The 2,242-nt window shown below is 73.2% G+C and carries 2 protein-coding genes; both read left to right on the top strand.

What is annotated here, in order from left to right; genetic code table 11:
- Window positions 1–40: 40 nt before the first annotated feature.
- Complete coding sequence (locus tag CA984_RS43755; protein ID WP_086579133.1) at window positions 41–757, top strand: NRDE family protein; 717 nt, start codon at window positions 41–43, stop codon at window positions 755–757.
- Window positions 758–847: 90 nt separating this feature from the next.
- Window positions 848–2,071 carry a cysteine--1-D-myo-inosityl 2-amino-2-deoxy-alpha-D-glucopyranoside ligase gene (gene mshC, locus CA984_RS43750; protein WP_086579132.1) on the top strand — a complete coding sequence of 408 codons (1,224 nt, stop codon included), beginning with the start codon at window positions 848–850 and terminating at the stop codon, window positions 2,069–2,071.
- The last annotated feature ends 171 nt before the right edge of the window (window positions 2,072–2,242 follow it).

Here is a 2,242-nt window from a genome sequence, read left to right as displayed (position 1 = left end):
GATCTGAGGTCGTCTCCGGCGGGGGCGTACCCTGCCGGGCATGTGCACGGTTGTCGTCAGCATCGATCCGAGCGCCGAGATCCCCCTCATCCTCGTCGGGGTGCGCGACGAGTTCACCGGCCGGCCGTGGGTCCCTCCGGCCGAGCACTGGCCGGGCCTGATCGGCGGGCGTGATCTCCAGGCGGGCGGCACCTGGCTGGCCGTCGATCCCGCCGCCAGGCGGGCCGGGGCCCTGCTCAACGGCCGCGGCGTGCTCGCCCCGGAGGAGACCCGCCGGTCCCGGGGCGAGCTGCCGCTCCGGGCGGCGGCCGAAGGCGGCCTGCCGGACCTGGACCTGACCTGCTATGACCCTTTCCATCTGGTTGTGGCGGATCCGGGCGGGGCCCGGCTGTGGCACTGGAACGGGTCCGTGCTGGGCGAGGACGAGCTCCCCCCGGGGACCCACATGATCGTCAACAGCGGCTGGGAGCGGGGCGACGAGAACGAGCGCGTCGCGTTCTTCCGCCCCCTCTTCGCCAAGGCCGGCCGCCCCCCGGCACTCGACGCCCCCTGGGGGGAGTGGCGGGAGCTGGCGACCGGGGCGGGTCTGCCCGCCGGTGACCCCCGCAGCATGATCATTCATCACGAGCTGCCCGACGGGCGGGTCTTCGGCTCCCTGTCGGTGACCCTGCTCGCCCTGGCCGCCGGCGGCGTCCGCTACGACTTCACCGGTGATCCACGTGACCCGGCGGCCTTCCGCCGCGTCCTGCCGGGATGATGCGCCAGGTTCCGGCGGTTGAGACAAATGCCCCTGTAACCACCGCCCCGGGCTGATCGGGGCGGTCCGTCTGCTGGATAGGCTCAATACATGAGATCGTGGTCTGCGCCGAAGGTCCCTCGGCTCCCTGGTGTTGGTGCTCCGCTGCGGCTGTTCGACACCGCCGCCGGAGAGGTCGGCCCCACCCAGCCCGGCCCTACGGCGCGGCTGTACGTCTGCGGCATCACGCCCTACGACGCCACCCATCTGGGCCACGCCAACACCTACCTCGCCTTCGACCTGGTCAACCGGCTCTGGCGGGACGCCGGTCATGAGGTCCATTTCACCCAGAATGCCACCGACGTGGACGATCCTCTTCTGGAGCGTGCCGAGCAGACCGGGCAGGACTGGCGGGAGCTCGCCGAGCGTGAGATCGAGCTGTTCCGGACCGACATGGAGGCGCTGCGGATCCTCCCGCCGCGCGAATACGTCGGCGTCACCGAGGTGATCGACCAGGTGGCCGAGCTGATCGAGCTCCTGCGCGACAAGGGCGCCACCTACGACCTCGACGGGGACGTCTACTTCGACGTCGCCGCGGCGCCCAAGTTCGGCGCCGTCTCCGGATACTCCGAGGAGCGGATGCTCGACCTGTTCGGCCAGCGCGGCGGAGACCCCGACAGGGTGGGCAAGAAGCATCCGCTCGACTGGCTGCTCTGGCGCGCCGAGCGTCCCGGCGAGCCGTCCTGGCCCTCGCCGTTCGGCCAGGGCAGGCCCGGCTGGCACATCGAGTGCACCGCGATCGCGCTGGCCAACCTGGGCAGCGGGTTCGACGTCGCGGGCGGCGGTTCGGACCTGATCTTCCCGCATCACGAGTGCGGCGCGCACGAGGGCCACGTCGCCGCCGGGGAGTGGCCCTTCGCGAAGGCCTACGTGCACGCGGGCATGGTCGCCCTCGACGGCGAGAAGATGTCCAAGTCCAAGGGCAACCTGGTCTTCGTCTCCCGGCTCCGCCAGGAGGCCGACCCGATGGCCATCCGGCTGGCCCTGCTGGCGCACCACTACCGCAGCGACTGGGAGTGGACCGCCGACCAGCTGGCCTCCGCCGAGGTACGGCTGGCACGCTGGCGTTCGGCCGCCGGCCTGCCTGCCGGCCCCGAGGCGGAGACCGTTCTCGCGGAGCTCCGCGCCCGCATGACCGACGATCTGGACGCCCCCGGAGCGCTCGCGGTGGTCGACGCCTGGGCGGACCGGGCCCTGGCCGGTGGCGGCACCGACCCTGGGGCGCCCGCGCTCGTCAGGGACATCGTGGACGCGCTGCTCGGCGTCGAGCTCTGAGAGCCGGCCGCCGCCCTGCCTGCGGGCGCGGTCCCGGGGGCGGGGCGGCTGCCGACGGCGGCCGGACGCCCGCCCTGCGGAGCGCCTGAAGGCGGGAGGGCCCGGCCGGCGGAGCGTCTGAAGACGGAAGAGCCCGGCCCCGGAGCCCCGCCCCGGACCCCGGCCCTGAGC

The organism is Streptosporangium minutum (genome assembly GCF_002149035.1).
GTDB classification, from domain to species: Bacteria; Actinomycetota; Actinomycetes; order Streptosporangiales; family Streptosporangiaceae; genus Streptosporangium; species Streptosporangium minutum.
The sequence above is the reverse complement of the archived record's forward strand: the minus strand, read 5'-3'. Positions and strand labels throughout refer to the sequence as shown.

What these genes read in the sequence shown, in the direction of transcription:
- mshC (WP_086579132.1), top strand. Translation starts at nt 848, where the DNA reads ATGAGATCGTGGTCTGCGCCGAAGGTCCCTCGGCTCCCTGGTGTTGGT.
- CA984_RS43755 (WP_086579133.1), top strand. Translation starts at nt 41, where the DNA reads ATGTGCACGGTTGTCGTCAGCATCGATCCGAGCGCCGAGATCCCCCTC.